The sequence below is a fragment of the Pseudonocardia kujensis genome (assembly GCF_021283305.1).
Taxonomy (GTDB): Bacteria; Actinomycetota; Actinomycetes; order Mycobacteriales; family Pseudonocardiaceae; genus Pseudonocardia; species Pseudonocardia kujensis.
In genome coordinates, this window is the sequence record NZ_JAJSOK010000025.1 from 24,453 (window position 1) to 46,121 (window position 21,669).

The following is a 21,669-nucleotide window of genomic DNA, read 5'->3' on the forward strand; positions in this document are numbered from 1 at the left end:
CGATCATGATCAAGTACCTGGCCGAGGCGGACCACGCTGCCGCTCCGGCCGCGAGCTACTCACTCGCGGTGGACCTCGGCACGGCCGTGGTCACCGCGGGACAGATCGGCCGCTCGGCGACCACGGGCGAGCTGGCCGACGGACTCGAGGCGCAGATCACCACGGCAATCGAGAACCTGGCCGCGGTCCTGGGCGCCGCCGGGTCGGATCTCGCGCACGTCGTCAAGACGACGTGCCTGCTCGCGGACATCGCTGACTTCGACCGTTTCGACGCGATCTACCGTCGACACTTCACCGCCCCCTACCCCGCCCGAACCACCTACGCGGTGTCTTTCCCGCCGGGACTGCGCTTCGAGATCGAGGCCGTCGCGATGCCCTCGGAGATCGCGGCCGCCGCCGACCCCGAAGGCGGCCGGGCATGACCGACGGGGCCACCGTCGAAGACGGCTTCCTCGTCGACGGCGTCACCAAGGTCTTCACGCTGACCGGCGGCACCGAGGTCACCGCACTCGCCGAGGTCAACCTCTCCTCGCGGGCCGGGGAGTTCACCACGCTGCTGGGCCCGTCCGGATGTGGCAAGTCCACCGTGTTGCGCATGCTCGCGGGGCTCGAACAGCCCACCGCCGGTGAAGTCTGGCTGCACGGCGACCCGTCCGCCGTCGTTCAGGCCCGACACGAGATCGGCGTGGCGTTCCAGGGCCCTGCGCTGCTGCCGTGGCGGTCGGTGGAGCGCAACGTCCGGCTCGGGCTCGAGATCGCCGGCACTCTGAAGACCAGCGTCGCGAGGGCCGCGGTCGACGACGTCCTGCGCCTGGTCGGCTTGGCGGAGTTCGCCCGGGCCCGCCCCGCGCACCTCTCAGGAGGTATGCGTCAACGCGTCGCCATCGCCCGCGCCCTGGTTACAGACCCGCGGATCCTGTTGCTCGACGAGCCCTTCGGGGCCCTCGACGAGCTGACCCGCCAGCACATGAACATCGAACTGCAGCGGATCTGGTCCGAGCGTCGCACCACCACGTTGCTGGTGACCCACTCCATTCCCGAGGCAGTCCTCCTCTCCGACCACGTCTACGTCATGTCCGCACGGCCGGGGCGGGTCGTCGAACGCGTGGACATCCCGTTCGGCCGGCCCCGGGCCCCGGCGCTCCTGCACAGCCCGGAGTTCCACGCGATGGTCGACCAGCTCACCGAGATCCTCGCCTCCGGCGCCGTTCCTGTCGGCTGAGCCCGTCCTCCCGAGCGGCCCAGCGGCCCCGTCACAGGCTTCCGACCATGTCGCTGCCGAAACGGCACCTACCAGAGAAGGCGAGAACATGGACCGACGGCAATTCCTTTTCCGCGCCGCGAGTGTTGCGGGGCTCGCGGTGGCAGCCCCCGTCCTCGCGAGCTGCGGTGCGGACGGCGCCTCCACGGGCACGGGGACCGCAATCGGCTCGATGGCCTACCAGCTCGGGTGGATCAAGAACTTCCAGTACGGCGGCGAGTACATCGCCGACGACAGCGGCTTCTACGCCGCCGAGAAGCTGACCGTCGACCTCGTGGCTGGGGGGCCGACCGCCGCGACGGACGCGGCAGTGCAGTCCGGCAAGGTGCTGCTGGCGCAGAGCGGACCAGACCTCACGGCCAATGCCGTCGCCCAGGGGGCGGACCTGAAGATCATCGGCGCGAATTACCAACGCTCGCCCTACGCAATCATCTCCCTCGGCGCCCCCATCTCCTCGCCTGCCGACCTTGCCGGCAAGCGGATCGGGGTCCAGTCGGTCAACGAGGTTGCCTGGGCCGCGTTCCTCCAGCTGGCGCGCATCGACCCGTCGTCCTTCACGAAGGTCCCGGTGCAGTTCGACATGACGCCCCTGACCTCCGGCGAGGTCGACGGCTTCTGGGGGTTCACCAACGACAACGTCGTGACCCTGAAGCTGCGCGGGCTCAACCCCACGGTCATGCCGCTCGCCGACTACGGCTACAAGATCATGACCGCCACCTACACCGCGCGCACGCAATCGCTGCAGAGGCCGGACGAGCGGGATGCCATCATCCGTTTCCTCCGCGCGTCGATCAAGGGGTGGCAGGCCGCTGTCGCCGACCCGGCCAGGGTCGCCGAGCTCACGGTCGACAAGTACGGACAGGGCAACGGGCTCGACCGGGCCGTGCAGGAGGCTTCGTCCGCCGCGACCAACGAGCTGATGGTGACCGCCGAGACGCAGGCCAACGGGCTCATGACGATGAGCGACCAACTCATCACCGACACCCTCGCCACACTCTCCGCCAGCGGTATCCATGCCGACCGGGCACTGTTCGACCAGTCCGTCCTCGCCGACGTCTTCGCCGGGAAGCCCACGCTCTGACCGAGCCCTCCGAGAGAGGACGTGCAGTGCGCACATCCGCGACACGACCTGCCGGCCCGCTCATCGGGGTGGTGGTGTTGCTGCTCGGCTGGCAGCTACTCGCCGCCGGCCGCGCCTCGGTCGGGCAGGTCGTCCCCGGCCCGGCGGCGATCGTCGGGCAGTTCGTCACCGACGGACTCGGCCAGTACCTGGGCTCGGCATACCACACTGGCCGCGCCGCGTTACTCGGCTGGCTGTGGGGCAACATCGCCGCCATTGCGGCGGTGGTCCTCGCCGTGGTGGTTCCGCGGCTGGAAGCGTTGCTCCTGCGCCTGGGCGTGGTGTCGTACTGCCTGCCCATCGTGGCGATCGGGCCGCTGTTCTCGATCCTGTTCTCGGCGGACACCTCGCGTCAGGTCCTCGCGGCCCTCGCGGTCTTCTTCATGACCCTGGTGATCGTCACCGCGGGGCTGCGCACCGTCGACCCCGGCTGGCTCGACGTCGTGGCGGTCCACGGCGGCACGGCACGGACGAACGTGGTCAAGGTGCGGCTGCCCGCGATCCTGCCGAGCCTCGCACTTGGCCTGCAAGCGTCTGCGCCCGCGGCGGTGCTCGGGGCGATTGTGGGAGAGTACATCGGGGCCGACGACGGCCTCGGCGTGATGATGATCAATGCGCAGCAGGCGACGAACGCGCCGCGGACCTGGTGTGTCGCACTGGTGGCCACGGTACTGGCCGGGGTGGGCTACGCAGTCCTCGGGCTTCTCGGCCGGGTACTGCTGCCGTGGCGCACCGAGATCGCGGCGACCGAGCTCCGCGCGTCCACAGCCCCACACGGGCGCAACGGCAGCGACCGGCCGTGGGCCCGACAGATGGCGTCCTCCGTGGCGAGCGTCATCGGTTCCGTGGTGGCAATCCTGCTTGTGTGGGAGGCGTTCCTCGCCGTGTTCGACGTGTCGCCGTTCATCGGCAAGCGACCGCTCGACGTTCTCGCCTACCTCACCGGGCCGAAGGTCGACTGGGCGGCACTGGGCGCTGACGCCGCGATCACTGTGCGGGACTCACTGCTGGGCCTGACCGGTGGTGCGCTGGTTGCGTTCACGGTGGCGGCGATGTTCAGCCTGGTCCCCTGGCTCGGCAGCGTCCTCATGCCGGTCGCCCTGGCCATGCGCGCCGTGCCGCTGGTCGCACTGACCCCAGTGGTGGTGCTGGCCTTCGGGCGCGGGTTCGCTGGAGTTCTGGTTATCGCCGCCATCGTGAGCTTCTTCCCCACGCTCGTCGGCGTCGTCGACGCCTTCCGGCGCACCCCCGCGGAGATCGTCGACGTGGTGCGCGCGACGGGCGGATCGCGCTGGCAGGTGCTCCGCCGCGTCCAAGTGGTTACCGCAATCCCGGTGCTGTTCACCTCCATGCGCGCAGCCGCGCCGCTCGCCGTTGCCGGCGCACTGCTGGCGGAGTGGCTCGCGACGGGACAGGGATTCGGCTCCTCGATGTCGTTGTCCCTGAGCACGTCAAACTATCTCCTGCTCTGGTCACAGGTCGTTCTTGCGACCACGATGTGCGCCGCCCTGTACTTCGCGGTCGGGCTCCTGGAGCGCGGGTTGCTCACGCTGCTAGCCCACGAGCGGAGGGACTCTGCAACGACGGCGTCCACAGAGGCGCCCCAAGTGGAGCAGGTCCCGCCCCGTGATCCCGTCGGGGCAGCTGTGGCGCGAAGCGCGGCTAAGACCAGCGCCCCGCACTCTTGACGATCTCCTGGTGCAGGAACACGCGCACCGAACGGACCCCTGCCAGGCCGCGGACCCGGCTGAGGGTCCGGGCAAGTGCGGTCGGGTCTGCACAGACGAGCTCGGCGCGGATGTGGTACTTCCCCGAGGCCTCTGTGACCCAGGTCGCCTCTGGCAGGGCGGCGAGCTCTTGCGCGACCGCCGCCGACGAGGAGGTGACCTCGACGCCGAGCGTGGCGACGGCATGCAACCCGAGGCTCTCGATACTCGGCCGGCACTGAATGCGCAGCAGCCCACCCTCGACGAGCCGAAGGTAGCGCTGGCGCGCGGCCGGCACGGACAGACCGACCAGCTCGGCGAGCGCAGCGAACGTGGTGCGTCCATCCCGTTGCAACTCGCGCAGGATGGTCCGATCCACCTCGTCCAACGGTTTACTGGTGCCGCCGGAAAGCCATGGAACGTGCGACTGCGATGGCGCCGTTACGGGCACATCAAAGCCGAAGCGAAAAGCGGTCGAGTAGGATCGCAATCCGATATCGGCACGCGCCGAATCGACACCTTCTATGGCACGGATCTGATGGTCGACAAGGTCGAGAAGATCCGCGTTGTCGGCAACGCTGACCTGCGCGAGAATGGTCTGAAAATCTGCGATGATCGTGGCCCACAGAATCTCCTGATGTGCCGTCACCCGCTTCGCGACCTCGTACACGTCCTCACAGACGGTGATGGTTAGGAAGGCAACCACGGGGCGGCCCAGAACCGCGGGATCTACGAGACCGACGATCCGCACGGTCCCGGAACCGCGCAGCTTGTCCAGCCTGGCATGGGCGGTTGGCGCGGAGATCGACAAGTTGTCGGCGATTCTGCGGACAGACATCCGGCCATCCTCCAGGAGGAGGCGAATGATCCCGCGATCGGTCTCATCAAGGCTGGTGTGCGGCCTTCCTCCTGTCATTTCGCCGACGTCCATGATTTCGCGTCGAGTGGAGCGGGTCACCGGCCGAATATAGCAGCCGAGCCATTCGTAATGGTCCGCTCGGCGGCGGGTCGAGGCGCTCGGAGCGCCGCCACAGTCGACACGATGACCGCCCGCGACGGCGACGCCGATTCTGGCTGCGAGGTCACGGCGCCGCTGGCGACGATCGGTCCGGAACCCAGCTCGACCGGCGACACGCCCCGCCCCCCTCGACCGGGCATGCTCCCGTCACGCTGCGTCCCATCAGTCGCCCGGGGGCTGCGCTGCTGACCACGGCGACGCCGGTGACGTCATGGTCGTGGTGGTCGTCCGGGCCTACGGAGTCGTGGTCGGCTGCGCGGCCGGCCGAATGGTGGGCATGGCCGGAAGCCGCGGTGTCAGAATCGTCGACACGAGGGCCAGCGTCCCGTCGATGGGTATGCAGCACGTGTGGAAGCCACCGTCGCGGTGGGCGCCCGGTGGTCCCCCGTGTGGACGCCGGGTGACGCGCTCGCCGACACGGTCAGCGTCAGCGCGGTCGCCACGACCGCGCCCAGCACCAGTGCCGCACCCGCCGCTGACCGCCCGTCGGGACTTTCAGCTCGCACCAGCGATTCCGCATGATCGTCGATCTACGAGGAAGCCGGGGTGGTGGCGACTGTGGCTGGCAGCCGAAAGCAGCCGCCTCGCTACCAGCTACACTGCAGCCGCTTCGTCGACCTCGCGCGAGAGAACTGCTCAGGCCGAGTCTGATGGCGGCGCCGACGACGAACGTCACCGCTGCGTTGAGCTGGCCGACCCGGAGCTGGCCGGCCCGCGGCGTGGATCAATTCGCATGTCCAGCGGGAGAGGCGCAGTCGCCGCTACTTGTTGCGTTCGGCCTCGGTGAACATCTTCGCGTACGCAGACAGCAGCTGGCATCGCGAAGGGCGCCACGTAGTCAATGGCTGCCCGCAGGGCGTCTTCCAGCGGGGCGATGTCGCGGGCGACCTGGGCCAGGAGCACGCCGCCCTGAAAGGCGCCGCTCACGTCGGTCCTCACAGATGACTCAGGCTAACCCGTTCCTGCACTCGCGTATTCGACCTCGTGTTGCACCGTGTCAAAGGGGGCGGCGCAGCCCGTCCAGTACGAGGGTGATGACACCGTCGGCCTCGGCCCGCCAATCGGGGCGGTCATGGGCGGCACCGATGCCGTGCAGCGCCATCATCACGGTGCCGGCACCCACGTCGTTGCGGACGGTGCCGTCCCGCACGGCGGCGGCCACCAGGTCGGTGACAGCCTGCTCCAGCGCCCGGCCGCCCTCGGCAAGGACACCCGAGCGACCGGCCATGAGCGTGGCCAGCGTCCGGGCCAGTCCCTTGTGGGCGTCCATGTGGTCGACCATGCCGCGTAGGAAGCTCGCTAGGGCCTCGGCTGCGGGCAGCGTGGCCTGTAGCTGGCGGGCGCGGTCGCACAGCGCGGCGACTTCGCCGTGGTAGACCGCCTCGGCCAGTGCTTCCCGGGTGGGGAAGTGGCGGTACAGCGTGCCGGTGCCCACCCCGGCCAGGCGGGCGAAGTCGTCGAAGCGCAGGTCGAAGAAGTCGCCGGCGTCGAAGACCTCACGTGCCTTGGCGAGCAGGGCCTCGCGCTTGCGCCGGGCGTCGGCCCGCAGCGGCTTGTCGGCGGTCATGCGCTACCTCGCGTTGACAATGGAGACGATCTCCATATTTTGACAAGTGGAGATGACCTCCACATCGATCGTACCCCACGAGGTGCAGCGTGAAGATCCTGATGTTCGGCCGAGGCGTGATCGCCACCATCTACGGCTGGGCCCTGCAATGGGCGGGACACGACATCGAGTTCTACGTCCGGCCAGGCCGCGCCGCGACCTACGGGGACACCGTGGACCTCGACCTGATCGATACGCGGCGCCGGGTGTGGGGGCAGCGCGTCGTCGAGAAGTGGCCGGTGCGCTACCGCGAGGCACTGGAGCCGGACCACGACTTCGACCTGATCATGCTTAGCGTGCCGCACCACCGCCTCGCGGAGGCGGCGGCCTTCCTGGCCCCACGCGTCGGCCAGGCCACCGTGCTGGTCTTCGGCAACATCTGGACCGAGCCGCTGGCGGCGATCGGCGCGCTCCCCGTTGACCAGATCGCCTGGGGCTTTCCCCAGGCCGGTGGTGGTTTCGGCCCGGACGGCGTGCTCCGTGGGGCGCTGATGCCATCGGTCGTCTTCGGCACCCTCGACCAGCCCCCGACCGACCGGGAGCGGGCCGTGCGCCAGGCGTTTCGCGAGGCCGGGCTCCGACTCAAGGAGCAGCCCGATTTCCGAGGCTGGCTGTGGGTCCATTTTGTGTCGGATGCCGGCCTGTTCTCGCAGGGCCTGCGGCTGGGTTCCCTGTCCGACCTGGCCGGGGCGACGCGCGACCTGCGCGAGGGATTGCTGGCAGCCCGCGAGCTGCTGCCGCTGCTCGAGGCGCGCGGGCTCGACCTGCGACGTCACCGCGGCGGTGTGCTGCTGTTCCGGGCGCCCACCTGGCTGACAGCCCCCGCGCTCGCCTGGCTGACTGCTCATGTCGCGCCCGTGCGCGTGAACTTTGCGGCGCACTCCGACCCCGGCGCCGAGGAGCCGCGGGAGGTCTGCCGGGACGCCCTGGCCGAAGCACGACGGCTGGGCATCTCGGTACCGCGATTGGAAGCGGCGGAACCCAGCTTCGCCCGTGAGGGGACGGGCCGAGCCTGAACCCGCCGACGTCGTCGGTCCCGGTGCTCCATCGCAGGCTCCCCGGTACGCCGCATACCACCGCCAACCCGGTCGCACCGGTCGACCAACTGCCGTTCTCGCACGGCCCGTCGCTGTCCAGCCCCTCTCGCCTGTCCGTCACGTCGCGAAAGGAAAGTCATGACCACCGCCGAGAAGCACGAGCTCCCCATGGCCCGTACCTGCCCGTTCACGCCGCCGCCGGCCTACGAACAGATCCGCGAGGAAGAGCCGGTCTCGCGGGTTCGTCTGCCCGAAGGCGGGTGGGCCTGGGTGGTTAGCCACCACGACGACGTGCGAACCGTGTTGAACGACCGGCGGTTCAGCGCCGACCGGCAGCATCCGGACTTCCCTCAGCTGGTCGAGGGCGAGGCGGCGGCCCGGCGGCCGGACGAGGAACGTCCCTTGATCGCGATGGACGCGCCCGAGCACGGGCCGGCGCGCAGGGCCGTGCTCGGCGAGTTCACGCTACGCCGGCTGGAGGCGCTGCGGCCGCGGATCCAGGAGATCGTCGACGGGCAGATCGACGCGCTGCTGGCCGGACCGCGGCCCGGTGACCTGGTGGACTCGCTGTCGCTGCCGATCCCGTCACTGGTGATCTGCGAGCTGCTGGGCGTGCCCTACGCCGACCACGCGTTCTTCCAGGAACACACGGTGACGTTGATCAAGCAGTCGACGCCGCCCGAGCAGCGGCGGGCGGCCGTGGTGGCCATCCAGGCCTACATGGCCGACCTCATCATGGAGAAGGAGAAGAACCCGCCGGACGACCTGCTCGGGCGCCAGATCGTCAAGCTGCGCGAGGACGGCACCTACCGGAGGGCGGCACTGGTCGCCATGGGCTTCCTGCTGCTCGTGGCCGGCCATGAGACGACGGCGAACATGATCTCGCTGTCGACGATGGCGTTCCTTCGCAACCCGGAGCAGCTCGCGATGCTCAAGGCCGACCCGGGCAGAACACTCGACGCCGTCGAGGAGATGCTGCGGTACTTCACGATCATCGACGTGGCGACGGCCCGGTTGTGCGTCGAGGACATCGAGGTCGGCGGGCAGCTGATCCGCGCGGGCGAAGGGGTGCTGGCGCTCGACTACTCGGCCAACCGGGACCCGCGGGCGTTCGAGAACCCCGACGAGCTCGACATCGAACGCGGCGCACGCCACCATGTCGCGTTCGGTTTCGGGCCGCACCAGTGCCTGGGCCAGAACCTGGCTCGGATGGAGCTACAGATCGTGTTCGACACCCTGTTCCACCGCGTCCCCACGCTGGAGCTGGCGATGGATGTCGACGAACTGCCGTTCAAGTACGACGCGAACATCTACGGCCTCTACCGGCTCCCGGTGACCTGGTAGAGGAACCGCCGTTCCCACCCCGGAAGGAGAGGGCCATGAGGATCATCGCCGACACGGGCAAGTGCGTCGGCGCCGGACAGTGCCTGCTCCCCGAGCCCGCGCTGTTCGACCAGAGCGAGGACGAGGGCACGATCATCCTGATCAACCAGACACCGGAGGGCGACGCAAGGTCGAGTCCCGTCAGCAGGAGGTCTCACTGTTCTCCGGCAGATCAGGCTGCTGGCCAAGGAGCTCGAGGTGCCGGTGGTGGCGATCAGCCAGCCAGCCCGTGGGTGCACGCATCCAGGTCCTGGAACCCGGTCGGTACGCCCAGCGACACCCCGCCCCGCGAGGCGATCGCGTCGATCTCGTCCATGGTCGGCTGCAGCAGCTCCTCGAGCGCGACGTAGTCCTCGCTCGTGGACCGCTCGGTGACCTCGTAGATCGCCGCCTGCGCCCGGTCGACGACCTCCTCGACCTCGGCGCCCTCGGCCCCGTGATAGCAAACAGCGCCGCGTCGTCGAAGGTCTGACGACAGCCGCGGCAATGCGCACGGTCCATCCCCACCCACACGCTGCCACACGCCCGACAGCGCAGTGCCGCCATCTCGGGCCTATCCCGCATGACCGGCAAACTGCGGGCCATACCGCGCGCTGTGATGGACGACCCGCCGTATGTGGCGCACATCTAAGATCGGCGCCGAGTCCCTGGTCAGCACCAGAAACCCCGTCCGTGTGGTCGACTTGCCCGCATCCTTATTGTTGCCGTAGAAACTACGCTGAACCCCCTTAAGAAGCCGAGTGAGGACACGAGTGGCTCGACACGTCCAGACCACCCTGGTCGACGATATCGACGGCGGCACCGCCGACGAAACCGTACCGTTCAGCTGGAACGGAACATCCTACGAGATCGATCTTTCCCGCAAGAACGCCGACGCGCTCCGCGCGCTGCTTGAGCCCTACATCAAAGCCGGCCGCCACACCCGGTCTCACGCGAGCCGCCGGGCCCGCGGAAGCTCGCGGTCGACCACCACCAGCAAGCAGCGCAACCAGGCGATCCGCGAATGGGCACGCGCGCAAGGCCTGCAGATCGCCGAACGCGGACGCATCCCCATCGAGATCATGCTGCGTTACGATAATCGGCAGCAGGGCCGAGTGTGAGGTCAGCGCCCGCGCGGTGCCGCGGCATTTCCTACGACGTCAGCTCGCGGTGATATGGCCAAACCAGCCGACGCTGGTCACGGATACTTGTGAGCGGTATCCGCCCTATCCTGACTACGTATCCTTGGGTGGAGCGGGAAGCGCCTTCAGGAGTTGCGGTAGGTCGTCGGTGACGGTGGTCCAGAGGATGTCCAGGTTGATGTCGAAATAGTGGTGGATGAGTCGGTCCCGCATCCGGGCAGCCGCAGACCACGGCACCTCCGGATGCGCGGAGCGCAGTTCGGCAGAGACTTGTTTGGCCGCTTCGCCCACGATTTCCACGAGTTTGGTCAGGGCCAGCCGCAGCAGCTCGTCGTCGTCAAGGTCGCGGCGGTCGCGATTCGCGCTGTAGGCGATGGCTTTCGAAGCGGCTTCGGCGAGATGCTGGAGCCGGATTCTGTCCTCGGGCCGCATGCAGGCTCAGGCAGCGTAGAGGGGACGCGCATCCGCGGTGACCTGGTCGCGGAAGTACCGGCTGAGATCTTCGTAGGTTCGGAGCTCAACGGGATGGCCCAGGTGTCCTTCCAGCTCCAGTTCCATCTGAGCCAGATGCAGCAGCCCGGGAGTGCGCCCGGGCAGGAACTCAACGAGCAGGTCAACATCGCTGTCCGGGCCGAAATCGGATCGCAGCGCCGAGCCGAACAACGCCAGCCGACAGATCCCGTGACGCGCCGCGAAATCGCGCAGCACGGAGTCAGCGATCGTCAGGCCCGGGCGCAGCTGCACGAGACCATGATGCCGCACCATCGTGGGCCACGTTCATCGTCTGCCACCGGACTGCGGATGTGACGAAGATGTCGGATCCTCAGGGCGGATGGCTCGTTGAAGGTGCTGCCTCGTCGGTGTGGGGAGCCCGTCCGGCGAGGCGGGGGGGTCCGCGGCCGGTCGGATACGTGACGTAGCCGGTCCGGTCGCGGACGTGCCGCTGAGAGGTATCGGGCCTGGACACGTCGGGTCGACGGGCCTCGAGCTTCAGTTGTCGTCGTGGCGGCGGTAGACCCAGTGTCCGTCGAACTGCTCGCCGGTGAGGGCGTAGGTTCCCGGGCGGACCGGGTTGTCTCCGGTTCGCGCCGAGGGCCTCGAGCCCAGCGACGAGGGTCTGGAGATGTTCGAGGCGATCGCTGAGGGACGCATGACCCCCGAAGAGGTCCGCGAGCGCACCCTGGCGCGATACCGCAAGTGAGCCCGCAAGACCCCTACACCGACCCCGCCAGCGGGGTCCTGCGCAACAAGCTCGGCCTCACTGATGTCGCCGAGCTCGAGCGTGCCGAGGCCGACCTGACCGGTTTCCGCCTCATCGAGCTGCACCAGCACGACCTGCCCGGCGCCTACGACCTCGCCCACCTGTTGAGGTGCCCCGTTGTTCTCGGACCACGATCCAATAGGATCGGGGCCGGAAGGTGATGTGGGAAGTGGCAAGGAAGTACCGCAAGTTCAGTCCTGAGTTTCGGGATGAGGCCGTGCGGTTGGCGATCGAGACGTCGCGTCCGATCGCTCAGGTCGCGCGGGAGTTAGGCGTGAACGAGGGAACTCTCGGGAACTGGGTGAACCAGTACCGGAAAGACCACGCAGGCGAGGAACCTCCGCTGACCGTGAGCGAGCGGGCCCAGCTCGCCGAAGCCCAGCGTGAACTGCGCGAGCTCCGCATGGAGAACGTATTCCTGAATAAGCCGCAGCGTACTTCGCCCGGGATCCCCGGTAGCCGAGAAGTACGAGTTCATCGACTCATGCCGAACAAGCGACGCGAAGTACGCCTATCCCGTGAAGAAGATGTGCTGGCTGCAGGTGTCGCCATCGGGATTCTTCGACTGGCGCCGACGCCCGGACTCGGCGACCGCGAGACGCCGGGCCCGACTCGCCGAACTCATCCTCGCCCCGTTCACCGACTCCGACGAGACCTACGGCTACCGACGCATCCACGCCCAGCTCGCCCGCTGGGGCGTGCCGTGCGGCCCCGAACTCGTCCGCAGCATCATGCGTGAACTGGGGCTACAGCCCTGCCAGCCCCGCCCGTGGCGGACGAGCCTGACCGAACAGAACGGCCACGAACACCGCCTCCCCGACCTCGTCGATCGCGACTTCACCGCCGAGACCCCCGGCGTGAAACTCGTCGGAGACATCACCTACGTACCGACCTGGGAAGGCTGGCTGTATCTGGCCACCGTGATCGACTGCCACACCAAGATGGTCATCGGGTACGCCATGGACGACAACTACCGAACCGGGCTTATCTCCGACGCGCTACACCGGGCAGTACAACGAATCTCCCTCGCTCCTGGCGTGATTTTCCACTCGATCCGCGGAAGCAATTACACCTCCCGCGAGTACGCCGCGACCATCCGCAGCCTCGGTATGCGCCAATCGGTTGGACACGCCGGCATATGCTACGATAACAGCATGGCCGAGTCGTTCTTCGCCGCTCTGAAGAATGAACGTGTCCACCGCACCGCATACCCGACCCGCGCACACGCCCGCGCCGACATCGCTCGATACATCGAGTTCTGGTACAACACGAAAAGGCTCCACTCCGGCCTGGGCTACAAATCCCCGCAGGAAGCCCTCAACGAGTGGGAGAAATCCCAGCAAGCCGCGTAGACGACGACAATTCAAGCGGTCCGAAAATTTCGGGGCTGATCATGTAGGCCTTCCACCGCTTCATCTTCGGCGACCTCTACGACTGGGCCGGCCAGCTACGCACGGTGGCGATCGCCAAGGAAGACCTGTTCTGCCTGCCCCAACACATCGAGAGCTTCGCCGAGGACATCTTCGGCAAGCTCGCCCGCCGCGACGACTATCTGCGCGGCCTTGGACGGCCTGAGTTCCTTGACAAACTCACCGAGCTCCTAGCCGACCTCAACGCGCTGCACCCCTTCCGCGAGGGCAACGGCCGCGCCCAGCGTGCCTTCCTCGCTCAACTCGCCCGCGCCGCCGGCCACCCGCTGCACTGGGAAGCGATGGACCCCAACATCAACATCACGGCCTCCCAAGCCGCGCACCGCGGGGACGCCGAGCCCCTGCGACAAATGCTCGAGCAACTCGTGCAGGACCCCGATCGGTCCGCGGCAGACGAGGCCACTACACCTGAGCATCCGGCGCGCGCCGCCGGCGCGGCCCTCACTTCGCCCGAGGATGGCCGTGGGCAACCCCGGGGCAGTCGGTCCCGGCGTTCACCTCTGCGGCCGCCGTAGCCGCGTGGCTCCCCTGAGCAGGGCCGCGATCGCGGTCCGTCTCGGTAGGCGCTGACCCGGCAGATGCGTGGGATGTCAACGGTTTGTTCTTGGGCGCGGCGACGTCGCTGCCGCTGGGCATCGGGGCCCCGGAGGAGATCACCGAGGATCCCGAGTTCGACCAGACCACTCCCGGGTACTGGCGGATCCGCACTCTGACCTGGGAGCACGCCCGCCTGCCCGACCCGCTGCAGGTGGCCGGCCGCCGACGCGGCGGCGACTATCTGTGGGTCACCACGCCGACGATGAAGATCCTGACCGAGCTGTACGGGCTGACCCCGGAGATCAGCAAGGCCTACGTGTGACCGCGCGGTAACTCGGTGCGGGTGCTGGACAAGTGGGCCCGCGACCTGCGCAACGCCGGCAAGGTCCTGCTCGCCGGTACCGGCCCCGACCGCAGCTCACGGCCACCCGGGTGTCCTGGCGGGGCCGGCGGGTTCGCTGCGGCCGCGAAAATGTTTCATGGTCTCGGCGCGGACCGGGCGCGGGCGGGGCTACCGCCCCGGTGATGGCCGGCGTTGTACGAGGGGTGAGAGGTAGTCCAGTCGGGAATGGCGGGGCATCGGCCGTGAGCGCAAGGGTGCGTTGTCGAACGCGCCGGTGGGAGCCGCCGCGGTGTGTAGCGCCGCGATATCAAGATGCCCGACACGGTCCGCGAGCTTGCGGACGTCGGGACAGAGGCGTTGTCGCCGGAGAAGGACCTTACACAACGGGCTGCTCTCCGGACTCGAGGAGAAACCCGGTCACGGTGCCGTCCGAGGCGTACGACTCCGGCGGGGCCGTGTGCCTCCGCAATCCGGTGACGCGGATGCTGGTGCCGTGCCGGTGGATGACGGGTAGTCGCTGGGGCGGCCTGACCGTCAGGTCGAGTATGGGTGCGCGCCCCAGCGTAGTCGAGGAGCGCGGTCGCCCGCCGATCAGCGTGAACCGGAGCCCTCCGTCCCGGGTGCCGCCCTGTCGGGTCACGGGGTTACCTCCACGACGGTGCGACCCGTTCCGCGGCCCTCGAGCAGCGCGCTGGCGGCGGTCTTGGCCTGATCGAGCGGGACGGCGCGGGTGACCGCGTCAAGGTGGGCGGGGTCGAGGTCGCGGGCGAGGCGCTCCCACGCGGCCTGCCGCAGCACGGGGTTTGTGCGCACGGAGTCGATGCCGAGGAGGGAAACGCCGCGGAGTATGAAGGGGAGCACCGTGGTCGGCAGCTGCGAGCCGGCGGCGAGCCCGAAGGCTGCCGCCGCGGCGCCTTGCTGGAGGGTCGCGAGCGCGCCGGCGAGAACGGCCCCGCCGGCGGAGTCGATCACGCCGGCCCAGCGTTGCGTGCCGAGCGGACGGGTCTGGGTCTGCAGTTCTGCTCGATCGATGATCTCGGCGGCTCCGAGGCCGGTGAGGCGGTCGCGGAGCTGCTCTGGCCTGCCGGTCGCGGCGACGACCCTATAGCCGGAGCGGCTTGAAAGGGCGACCGCGATGCTGCCGGACCCGCCGCTGGCTCCGGTGACCAGCAGCGGCCCGTCGCCGGGGGTGAGTCCGTGGCGTTCAAGGGCGAGCAGGGCCAGTGCCGCGGTGAATCCGGCGGTGCCGAGGGCGGCGGCTTGGGCCGGGGTGAATGTGTCGGGAACGGGGACGAGGTCGTCGCCGTTGACACGGGCGATCCCGGCGAGCCCGCCGTGGAGATCCTCGCCGAGGCCCGCGCCGCTGAGTGTGACGACGTCGCCGGGCTTCCACCGGGCGTGTCGGGTCTCGATGACCTCACCGGTGAGGTCGATGCCCGGGATCAGCGGGGTGCGACGGATGACGCCGGGGCGGCCATGGAGGGCGAGGGCGTCTTTGTAGTTGATGCTGGAGTACCGCACGCGCACCGTCGTGTCGAGGTCGTCGAGGCCGTTCGTGTCGAGGGCCTCGAGCGTGGCTGTGTTCGCGCCGTCTTCCTTGCGGACGATCCATCCGTGAAATGCCGTCATGCGGGGCTCACTTCGTGCTCTCGTCGGGGGTGTTGGGGAGGTCTCCGGTGAGGAACTGCGCGCGGCCTCCTCCGAAGGACCAGTCCGCGTCGGTGTTCTCGGCGATGGAGATGATGATGTCGTCGCCGCCGATTCCGAGCCGCGCGTGCAGGTTCTGCGCGATGAGGGCGTACAGGCGCTGCTTGGCCGCCTCGGGGCGGGCCTTGCTGATCACCCGAATGATGGTCAGGTTCTGGCTGCGGGTGTACCCGAGACCGGTGTCGAGGGCGCGGATCTCCAAGGGCTCGTGCTGGGTGAGGATTTGGTATCGGTCCGTGTCGGGCACGGCGAGCGCTTCGACGACGGCGTCGTGGATGCCGTCGAGCAGGGTGGTCAAGTGGGTTTCGTCGTGTCCTCTGATGACGTCGACGGCGATGAGGGGCAAGGTTCAGACTCCTTCGGCGAGGTGGCGGATGACGTCGGCGGCGGGTCCGGTGGCGGCGTTGCGCCATCCGGTTCCGGCCCACAGGTGGAGCCGGTCGGCGTCGCCGGATTTCCCGGCGGCCTGTCGTAGCGCCCGGGTGAGGTGGTGCACGGCCGGGTAGGCGTTCAGGCCTGTCTGGTGGTGTCGGTCGATGAACCCGTTGCGCAGTGCCCGCGCGGGCCGGCCCGTGAACGCGCGGGTGAGCACGGTCTCGGTGAACGCCGGGTCGCCGAGCGCCTGCTTGTGGGTGGGCGAGGTGCCGGCCTCGTCGGTGCGCAGCAGCAGCGTTCCGACCGCGACGGCCTGCGCGCCCGCATCCAGCAGCCGACGCACCGCGTCAGGCCCGTCGACGCCGCCGGCGGCGATCACCGGCAGGTCGACCGTCTCGAGTACCTGCTGGATGAGGATGGCGGTATCGACAGGATCGAAAGTGCGGGTGGGGTCGAACGTGGCGCTGTGGCCGCCGGCATCGGACCCCTGCGCGACCAGGCCGTCCACTCCGGCCTCCCGTGCCAGCCGGGCCTCGTCCGGCGTGGTGACGCTGGCGAGCACCCGGCTTCCCGCCTTCTGCAGGGCGGCGATGTCGGCCGGGTCGGGCAGCCCGAAAGTCAGTGACACAACTGGGACCGGGTTGTCTGTGAGCAGCGCGAGCTTCTCGCCCCACCTGTCATCGTCGGCGACCGGGGAAGGGTCGAAACCCAGCCCGTACTCCTCGGTCTCCGCCTTCAGCTCCTCCGCGTAGGCAACGAACGCGGCCTCGTCCACCGGGTCCTGCGAAGGGACGAACAGGTTCACCCCGAACTCCACCCCGAACGCGCGGACCTCGTCGATCTCCGCGGCGAGGGCGTCGGGGGTCTTGTACCCGGCGGCGAGGAACGGGAAGCCACCGGCGTACGCGACGGCACGCGCCAGGGCGACCGTGGAGGGCCCGCCGGCCATGGGCGCGGCAACGATCGGCAGTCGGGAGTTCAGAAGTCGTGCGGTCATGCTGGTTCCATCTTCCTTGACGCGTCGTGCGTCACCGGGGCAGCCATTCGGGGCGGCTGCTGCCGAGGGCGGGTGTGGTGCGAGCCCAGGACGGCGACGTCTCCGACATGCGGATCACGGGGCCGAGGCTCTTGAGGTCGCCGTAGATGGTGCCGTCGTCGTAGGAGGCGTAGCGCTCGAACTCCGCCGGCGTGAGGGCTCCGGGAGCGTCCGCGAACCCTGCGAGGAGCCCTTGGCGCTGCAGCAGCATCGCCGCGCCCGCCAGTGAGACCTCCACGCGGTAGCTGCCGCCCTCGACGGCGCGGCGGCGCAGCGCCACCATCGCGCCGAAGCTCGCCATGAAGCCGGTGAGGAAGTCGCACAGGTACACCGGCGTCAGCTGGGGTCGTCCGGCTCCCGTCGTCTCGCCCTGAGTCTGCGCGATGCCGGTCACGGCCTGCGCGACCTGGTCCCATCCGGCGCGGTCGCCGAAAGGACCGTCGGAACCGAAGCAGTTGACCGTGACATAGATCAGCCCGGGGCGCGCCGCCGCGAGCTCGTCGGACCCGAACCCGTGCGCGGCCAGGCGGTGCGGACGGTACCCCTCGACGAACACGTCGCACTCTCGCACCAGGCCGTGCAAGATCCCTGCCTGCTCCGGGTCCTTGATGTCGAGGAAGGTGCTGCGCTTGCCGTGGCTGGTGTCCCGCACGAACGGCGTGACCTGGGGAAGGTGAGGAGCAGTGACCATGAGCACGTCCGCGCCGTGCTCGGCGAGGCTCAGCGAGGCGGTCGGCCCCGCGAGGATGCGGGTCAGGTCGAGCACGCGGATGCCTGACAGCGGTTGAGCGCCCTCGGGAAGCGGCTCCGGCTCGCCATCGCCGATCTTCGTGATGCGCACGACAGGCTGCGCGGCCAGGTGCGCCCCGTGAGGATGCGCGAGCCATTCGTCGCGGGTACGCACGATGCCGCCCGCGGCCTGCGCCTCTGCGATCGCGTCCTCGAGGTCCTGCGCATCCCATCGGCGAACGGCTGTGGCGACCGACTCGGGCGTGGCCTCGGCGTCCAGGACGTCGAGCACGCGCCGCTCGAGGTGGGGCAGGTTGAAGTGCGGTACGAACCACCGGTCGTCCTTGGTGCGCCACGGCTGGGTCAGCGCCACCATGTGCTCAACATCGGGCGAGACCGGGATCGGGCGGTACTGGCCGTCACCCCCGCGGGCTAGGGTCATGTCCTCGCCCCCGAGAGCGGTCGCAGCGGCTGCGCGCACGTCGATGCTGATTCTCTGTCGACGCCCGGTCCGGAGCTCCCACAGATCGTTCACCGCGACCGCCCGCGCCGCCAGGGCGTCGGCCAGCGTGTGACCGATCCGGAACGGGGAGGCGAACAGCGGGTCGTCTCCCGTGCGCGTGATCTCGTCGTCCGCGACCGGGCCTCGCCCGCGGACGTCGACGAGTTCGTCGAGAGCGCTGCGAGCTGTTGTAGGTGTGCTCATCAGGTGCAACTCCTCTACTGCTCTTCTTCGGGCGTCTTCGACGTTATGCAGGTGGACATCGGGAGAGAATTGCCGGTCCTCCAGCATCTATGCTCAGAAGTTATGGATGTGGAGCTGCGTCATCTGCGCGCGTTCGCCGCCGTCGCGGAGAACCTGTCGTTCACGGCCGCCAGCCGGCACCTGCTGGTCACGCAGCCGGCGCTCACCCGCACGATCCAACAGCTCGAGCAGGCGCTGGAGGTCAAGCTGCTAGAGCGGTCCTCCCGCTCGGTGCTGCTCACCGACGCCGGGCGAGCCTTCCTCACACGGGCGCAGGGCGTTCTCCGCGACCTCGACCTGGCCATGGCGGAGGCCCGAGGAGAGCGCGATCTCAGGATCGGGTTCTCCTGGGTGCTGCCGGACCCCTGGACCGGCGACGTCATCGCGGCGTTCGAGGAGACCACCGGTGCCGCCGCCCGCCTCATGCGCCGTGACGACCTCGCGACCGCCCTCGAACGCGGCGACATCGACGTCGCCCTCGCTCGGCACGACCTCCCGGTGACCGGCGCGACCTGCCTGACCCTGTTCGAAGAGCCCCGAGTCGCGGCCGTCAGCAGCCGCTCGCCCCTCGCCGGCCACGACCGATTCGCCTGGAACGAGCTCAGCGAGCACACCGTCGTCATCAACACCAGCAGCGGTAGCACCCGCCCCGACCTGTGGGACGCCGCCCACCGCCCCGATATGTTCATCGAATGCGACAACTACGACGAATGGATAGCCCTCATCGCCGCCGGCCGGGGCGTCGGCGCGACGGCCCTCTCCGCAGCCTCGGCGAATGCCCACACCGGTGTCGCGTTCATCCCCCTCGCCGATGCGCCGCCCGCAGCCCTGCGCCTGGCCTGGCTTCCCGGCCGGGCCGGCGCGCTGATCAGGCGCTTCGTCGAAGCGGCGACCGGGCAAGGCCGTCCCCGCGACGGAGGCCGCCGCTAGAGGATTACCTCGCTCCTCCGACCGCTGGTTCGCACTAGTCACCGGATCGAGGGCGAGTACGTGTCCCTGAACACGCTCCGTTAAGTCGACTCAGCAACTCCACTTATCTAGTGTCGCTATCGTGCGACTGACCGCGGCCACCGATCTGGCGCTGCGCATCCTGATGCGGATGGCGGTGCTCGACCAGGGCGAGTGCCCGCCCACCCGTGAGATCGCCGCGGCCGTGGGGGCGCCCTACAGCCACGCGGCCAAGATCGTGACCCGCCTGCAGCACCTCGGGGTGCTCGAGGCCCGGCGCGGTCGCGGCGGAGGCCTGGCGCTGACCTCGGCGGGCCGGTACGGCTCGGTCGGCCGCCTCGTGCGCGCCCTCGAGGGCGAGGGCGACGTCGTCGGCTGCGACGACGACCCGGCCTGCCCGCTGCGCTCCGGCTGCCGGCTGCGCACGGCGCTGCGGGAGGCCCGAGAGGCCTTCTACGCCGCGCTCGACCCCTACTCGATCGACGACCTCGTCGACGCCCCGACCGGTCCGCTGCTGCTCGGCCTCGCCCCGCCGGCGCCGACCGGCTGAACACCCACCACGTGCGCGCGGAGCCACCGCACGGAGAACACGAATCCGGATTCTGATTTGGAGCCGCTCCCGATGCTGTCCGAGAAGTCCGCCATCACCGTCCGGGCGACCCTGCCCGCGGTCGCCGGCGCGGTCGACGAGATCACCACCGTCTTCTACCGCCGGCTGTTCGCCGCCCACCCCGAACTGCTGCGCGACCTGTTCAACCGCGGCAACCAGGCCAACGGCACCCAGGCGCGAGCGCTCGCCGGGTCCATCGCGGTGTTCTCCACCGCGCTGTTGGACCGACCCGATGAGCGGCCCGACACGATGCTGACCCGCATCGCGCACAAGCACGCGTCGCTCGGCATCACCCGGGACCAGTACGCGATCGTCCACACCCACCTGTTCGCCGCCATCGTCGAGGTGCTGGGCGAGGCGGCCACCGAGGAGGTCGCCGCGGCCTGGGACGAGGTGTACTGGCTGATGGCCAACGCCCTGGTCGCGATCGAGTCGCGGCTGTACTCGGAGGCCGGTGTCGACGCGGGGGACACCTGGCGCGAGCACCGCGTCGTCGGGCTGCTGCGCGAGACCGACGACGTCACCACCTTCATCCTGCGGCCCACCGACGGCGAACCAGTCGCCGTGTCGCGGCCCGGGCAGTACGTCTCGGTGCAGGTCGCGCTGCCCGACGGTGCCCACCAGATCCGCCAGTACAGCGTGTCCACCCAGCGTCCGGACACCCTGCGCTTCAGCCTCAAGCGGGTCACCGGGACCCCGAACGGGGAGGTCTCCGTCCACCTGCACGACCGGGTGCGGCTCGGTGACATGCTGCGCGTCAGCCGGCCCTTCGGCGACGTCATCCTCGACGAGGGCGATCGGCCCGTGCTCCTGGCCTCGGCCGGCATCGGTGCCACGCCGATGATCGACATGCTGGGCCACCTCGCGGCCGTCGACTCGCCGCGCCGGGTGCTCGCCGTCCACGCCGACCGCACCCCGCACAGCCACCCGCTCCGGGCCGACCTCGAGCAGCTCGTCGCGAAGCTGCCCGACGCGCAGGCGGCGGTCTGGTACGAGCGCCCCGAGCAGCCCTGGCCGACCGAGCGCACCGGGCTGGTCGACCTGGCCGGTCTCGACGTCCCCGCCGACACCGTGGCCTACCTGTGCGGACCGGTCGGGTTCATGCGCTCCGTGCGTGCCCAGCTGCTCGAGCGCGGCGTGCCCGCCGCGGACATCCACTACGAGGTCTTCGGCCCCGACCTCGGACTCGACGAGGGCTGACCGATCGGCCGATTGTCTCCTTAGGTGGCCGGGTACCGCGGCTCCCAAGCGGTACCCGGCCGGAGTGCAGCTACGGCCCTATCTCGGACGAGCCGCCGCAGTCTCGTTCCGGACCCCTGCGGGAGCGACGACGTGACAGCACGAAGCCGGAAGCGTGTGCGACGGGCCTGCGGCATGCAGATCGTCGCCCTCCACGGCGCCCCGCCAAGCCTCCCGAACCGGGCTTCCCATTCCGGCGCCAGGAACACCCGAGGATGCGAGCACGCGTCGTTCACCCGGAGCGATCAGCACCAAAACGAGCGGCTCGACGCTGTGGCGGCGGCGTGCCCGGGCCAGCGCATCCGCATCCACTCCGAGAACCCCGAGCTGACCTGACCTACGCCGAGCTGGTGGCCTCGTCAACGTGAACGGCTGCCGGCCAGGCCGACGGTGCCGGACCAGGAGACACGATTGGCCTGCTCGCCCTCAACGGGCGGGAATTCCTGCAGGCCGTCTT

The 21,669-nt window shown here is 69.3% G+C and carries 23 protein-coding genes and 2 pseudogenes; 15 read left to right on the forward strand and 10 right to left on the reverse strand.

What is annotated here, in order from left to right:
* Positions 1-5 precede the first annotated feature (5 nt).
* The 4 genes from LWC35_RS18775 to LWC35_RS18790 all read left to right on the forward strand — a co-directional run bounded on the left by LWC35_RS18775 (position 6) and on the right by LWC35_RS18790 (position 4,069).
* The gene (locus tag LWC35_RS18775; protein WP_232871452.1) at positions 6-422 is read left to right on the forward strand and encodes a Rid family hydrolase; all 417 of its coding nucleotides are present in this window, start codon (positions 6-8) and stop codon (positions 420-422) included.
* The gene (locus LWC35_RS18780; protein ID WP_232871453.1) at positions 419-1,222 is read left to right on the forward strand and encodes an ABC transporter ATP-binding protein; all 804 of its coding nucleotides are present in this window, start codon (positions 419-421) and stop codon (positions 1,220-1,222) included. The genes LWC35_RS18775 and LWC35_RS18780 overlap by 4 nt, the downstream gene beginning before the upstream one ends.
* Before the next feature lie 139 nt (positions 1,223-1,361).
* Entirely contained in the window at positions 1,362-2,342 is a 981-nt protein-coding gene (locus LWC35_RS18785) for an ABC transporter substrate-binding protein (RefSeq protein WP_232871454.1), read from the forward strand.
* 26 nt (positions 2,343-2,368) lie between these two features.
* Positions 2,369-4,069, forward strand: a complete 1,701-nt coding sequence (locus LWC35_RS18790) for an ABC transporter permease (RefSeq protein ID WP_232871455.1) — start codon at positions 2,369-2,371, stop codon at positions 4,067-4,069.
* Here the strand turns inward: LWC35_RS18790 and LWC35_RS18795 are convergent.
* Both LWC35_RS18795 and LWC35_RS18800 read right to left on the reverse strand, forming a co-directional pair.
* Positions 4,044-5,045 (reverse strand): Lrp/AsnC family transcriptional regulator, encoded by a 1,002-nt coding sequence (locus LWC35_RS18795; protein WP_232871456.1) that lies wholly within the window; start codon positions 5,043-5,045, stop codon positions 4,044-4,046. The two genes, LWC35_RS18790 and LWC35_RS18795, sit on opposite strands and share 26 nt — an antisense overlap.
* A gap of 1,057 nt (positions 5,046-6,102) precedes the next feature.
* Entirely contained in the window at positions 6,103-6,672 is a 570-nt protein-coding gene (locus tag LWC35_RS18800) for a TetR/AcrR family transcriptional regulator (protein WP_232871457.1), read from the reverse strand.
* An 89-nt stretch (positions 6,673-6,761) separates the two neighbouring features.
* On the opposite strand from LWC35_RS18800, the gene LWC35_RS18805 reads away from it, so the two are divergent.
* Together LWC35_RS18805 and LWC35_RS18810 are read left to right on the forward strand one after the other, a co-directional pair.
* A complete protein-coding gene (locus tag LWC35_RS18805) occupies positions 6,762-7,727 on the forward strand; it encodes a ketopantoate reductase family protein (protein ID WP_232871458.1) in 966 nt (321 codons plus the stop codon).
* A gap of 159 nt (positions 7,728-7,886) precedes the next feature.
* The gene (locus LWC35_RS18810; RefSeq protein ID WP_232871459.1) at positions 7,887-9,092 is read left to right on the forward strand and encodes a cytochrome P450; all 1,206 of its coding nucleotides are present in this window, start codon (positions 7,887-7,889) and stop codon (positions 9,090-9,092) included.
* Between the two features lie 262 nt (positions 9,093-9,354).
* Here the strand turns inward: LWC35_RS18810 and LWC35_RS18820 are convergent.
* Both LWC35_RS18820 and LWC35_RS41230 read right to left on the reverse strand, forming a co-directional pair.
* Positions 9,355-9,552: pseudogene (locus tag LWC35_RS18820) on the reverse strand (replicative DNA helicase); the annotation flags it as partial.
* A gap of 65 nt (positions 9,553-9,617) precedes the next feature.
* Positions 9,618-9,758 (reverse strand): annotated as a pseudogene (locus LWC35_RS41230) (hypothetical protein); the annotation flags it as partial.
* 125 nt (positions 9,759-9,883) lie between these two features.
* Here LWC35_RS41230 and LWC35_RS18825 point away from each other — a divergent pair.
* Positions 9,884-10,231, forward strand: a complete 348-nt coding sequence (locus LWC35_RS18825) for a histone-like nucleoid-structuring protein Lsr2 (RefSeq protein WP_232871460.1) — start codon at positions 9,884-9,886, stop codon at positions 10,229-10,231.
* Positions 10,232-10,345: 114 nt separating this feature from the next.
* Here LWC35_RS18825 and LWC35_RS18830 read toward each other — a convergent pair whose 3' ends face one another.
* Complete coding sequence (locus LWC35_RS18830; protein WP_232871461.1) at positions 10,346-10,684, reverse strand: HepT-like ribonuclease domain-containing protein; 339 nt, start codon at positions 10,682-10,684, stop codon at positions 10,346-10,348.
* Positions 10,685-10,690: 6 nt separating this feature from the next.
* Entirely contained in the window at positions 10,691-10,996 is a 306-nt protein-coding gene (locus LWC35_RS18835; RefSeq protein ID WP_232871462.1) for a nucleotidyltransferase family protein, read from the reverse strand.
* A 328-nt stretch (positions 10,997-11,324) separates the two neighbouring features.
* On the opposite strand from LWC35_RS18835, the gene LWC35_RS40985 reads away from it, so the two are divergent.
* From LWC35_RS40985 to LWC35_RS18855, 5 genes are all read left to right on the forward strand, one after another.
* On the forward strand, positions 11,325-11,453 hold the full coding sequence (locus LWC35_RS40985) for an antitoxin VbhA family protein (protein ID WP_372463065.1): 129 nt from the start codon (positions 11,325-11,327) through the stop codon (positions 11,451-11,453).
* The gene (locus tag LWC35_RS18840) at positions 11,450-11,674 is read left to right on the forward strand and encodes a hypothetical protein (protein WP_232871463.1); all 225 of its coding nucleotides are present in this window, start codon (positions 11,450-11,452) and stop codon (positions 11,672-11,674) included. The genes LWC35_RS40985 and LWC35_RS18840 overlap by 4 nt, the downstream gene beginning before the upstream one ends.
* An 8-nt stretch (positions 11,675-11,682) precedes the next feature.
* Positions 11,683-12,865, forward strand: a protein-coding gene (locus LWC35_RS18845; RefSeq protein ID WP_232871464.1) for an IS3 family transposase whose coding sequence is annotated in 2 segments (ribosomal slippage) — positions 11,683-11,951 and positions 11,950-12,865 — 1,185 coding nt in all. Because the reading frame shifts where the segments join, the coding sequence is not laid out codon by codon here.
* Positions 12,866-12,927: 62 nt separating this feature from the next.
* Positions 12,928-13,458 carry a Fic/DOC family protein gene (locus LWC35_RS18850; protein ID WP_308194595.1) on the forward strand — a complete coding sequence of 177 codons (531 nt, stop codon included), beginning with the start codon at positions 12,928-12,930 and terminating at the stop codon, positions 13,456-13,458.
* Between the two features lie 89 nt (positions 13,459-13,547).
* Positions 13,548-13,802, forward strand: a complete 255-nt coding sequence (locus LWC35_RS18855; RefSeq protein ID WP_232871466.1) for a hypothetical protein — start codon at positions 13,548-13,550, stop codon at positions 13,800-13,802.
* A gap of 657 nt (positions 13,803-14,459) precedes the next feature.
* On the opposite strand, the gene LWC35_RS18860 is transcribed toward LWC35_RS18855, so the two are convergent.
* The 4 genes from LWC35_RS18860 to LWC35_RS18875 are packed head-to-tail and all read right to left on the reverse strand — an operon-like array spanning position 14,460 to position 18,463.
* Positions 14,460-15,452, reverse strand: a complete 993-nt coding sequence (locus tag LWC35_RS18860) for an acrylyl-CoA reductase family protein (protein ID WP_232871467.1) — start codon at positions 15,450-15,452, stop codon at positions 14,460-14,462.
* A 7-nt stretch (positions 15,453-15,459) separates the two neighbouring features.
* Positions 15,460-15,876: a tautomerase family protein gene (locus LWC35_RS18865; RefSeq protein WP_232871468.1), complete on the reverse strand. Its 417-nt coding sequence runs from the start codon at positions 15,874-15,876 to the stop codon at positions 15,460-15,462.
* A 3-nt stretch (positions 15,877-15,879) separates the two neighbouring features.
* On the reverse strand, positions 15,880-16,902 hold the full coding sequence (locus tag LWC35_RS18870) for an NAD(P)H-dependent flavin oxidoreductase (protein WP_232871469.1): 1,023 nt from the start codon (positions 16,900-16,902) through the stop codon (positions 15,880-15,882).
* Between the two features lie 31 nt (positions 16,903-16,933).
* Positions 16,934-18,463 carry a CoA transferase gene (locus LWC35_RS18875; protein WP_232871470.1) on the reverse strand — a complete coding sequence of 510 codons (1,530 nt, stop codon included), beginning with the start codon at positions 18,461-18,463 and terminating at the stop codon, positions 16,934-16,936.
* A gap of 15 nt (positions 18,464-18,478) precedes the next feature.
* On the opposite strand from LWC35_RS18875, the gene LWC35_RS18880 reads away from it, so the two are divergent.
* The 3 genes from LWC35_RS18880 (at position 18,479) to LWC35_RS18890 (ending at position 21,173) form a co-directional block, all read left to right on the forward strand.
* Entirely contained in the window at positions 18,479-19,345 is an 867-nt protein-coding gene (locus LWC35_RS18880; protein ID WP_232871471.1) for a LysR family transcriptional regulator, read from the forward strand.
* Between the two features lie 121 nt (positions 19,346-19,466).
* Positions 19,467-19,913, forward strand: a complete 447-nt coding sequence (locus LWC35_RS18885) for an RrF2 family transcriptional regulator (RefSeq protein ID WP_232871472.1) — start codon at positions 19,467-19,469, stop codon at positions 19,911-19,913.
* Positions 19,914-19,985: 72 nt separating this feature from the next.
* The gene (locus LWC35_RS18890; protein ID WP_232871473.1) at positions 19,986-21,173 is read left to right on the forward strand and encodes a globin domain-containing protein; all 1,188 of its coding nucleotides are present in this window, start codon (positions 19,986-19,988) and stop codon (positions 21,171-21,173) included.
* Positions 21,174-21,669 lie beyond the last annotated feature (496 nt).

Bases quoted from the DNA above. Each gene is read 5' to 3' on its own strand.
- LWC35_RS18775 (WP_232871452.1), top strand. From the start codon at position 6: ATGATCAAGTACCTGGCCGAGGCGGACCACGCTGCCGCTCCGGCCGCG.
- LWC35_RS18780 (WP_232871453.1), top strand. From the start codon at position 419: ATGACCGACGGGGCCACCGTCGAAGACGGCTTCCTCGTCGACGGCGTC.
- LWC35_RS18800 (WP_232871457.1), bottom strand. From the start codon at position 6,672: ATGACCGCCGACAAGCCGCTGCGGGCCGACGCCCGGCGCAAGCGCGAG.
- LWC35_RS18810 (WP_232871459.1), top strand. From the start codon at position 7,887: ATGACCACCGCCGAGAAGCACGAGCTCCCCATGGCCCGTACCTGCCCG.
- LWC35_RS18830 (WP_232871461.1), bottom strand. From the start codon at position 10,684: ATGCGGCCCGAGGACAGAATCCGGCTCCAGCATCTCGCCGAAGCCGCT.
- LWC35_RS18860 (WP_232871467.1), bottom strand. From the start codon at position 15,452: ATGACGGCATTTCACGGATGGATCGTCCGCAAGGAAGACGGCGCGAAC.
- LWC35_RS18870 (WP_232871469.1), bottom strand. From the start codon at position 16,902: ATGACCGCACGACTTCTGAACTCCCGACTGCCGATCGTTGCCGCGCCC.
- LWC35_RS18875 (WP_232871470.1), bottom strand. From the start codon at position 18,463: ATGCTGGAGGACCGGCAATTCTCTCCCGATGTCCACCTGCATAACGTC.
- LWC35_RS18880 (WP_232871471.1), top strand. From the start codon at position 18,479: ATGGATGTGGAGCTGCGTCATCTGCGCGCGTTCGCCGCCGTCGCGGAG.
- LWC35_RS18890 (WP_232871473.1), top strand. From the start codon at position 19,986: ATGCTGTCCGAGAAGTCCGCCATCACCGTCCGGGCGACCCTGCCCGCG.